General features: G+C 58.2%; 1 protein-coding gene. It reads left to right on the top strand.

What is annotated here, in order from left to right:
- Positions 1-82: 82 nt before the first annotated feature.
- Positions 83-457: redoxin domain-containing protein (locus tag AC5ZG1_RS44340; protein WP_496114234.1), on the top strand; the 375-nt coding region annotated here is incomplete at its 3' end.

The raw sequence follows: 457 nt of genomic DNA, 5'->3' as shown, positions 1-457 counted from the left end.
CGCGAGATCTCCTGGCACATCGCTTGCTTGACTTGGGGCCGGTATCATCGCTTCCCGCGCGAAGCAAACTTGTGAGGACGATATGCTTGGAATTGGAAGTAAGTTGCCGCCGTTCGAAATCACGGGCGTGAAGCCCGGTTTTCATCTGCACGAAGAGAGCGGGCAGAGCGCGCTCGAGACGCTGACGGAAAACAGCTTCCCTGGGAAATGGAAGATCATTTTCTTCTATCCGAAGGATTTCACCTTCGTCTGCCCAACCGAGATCGCCGAGTTTGCCCGGCTGTCGAAGGATTTCGCCGACCGCGATGCGGTTGTGCTGGGCGGCTCGACTGACAACGAGTTCTGCAAGCTGGCTTGGCGACGCTCACACAAGGACCTGAACCATCTGCCGATCTGGCAGTTTGCCGACACCAAGGGCGGGCTGGTCGATGGTCTTGAAGTGCGTTCGCCGGACGGC

This window comes from Bradyrhizobium sp. Leo78 (genome assembly GCF_059512425.1).
This window is presented reverse-complemented; position numbering and strand designations above follow the sequence as displayed.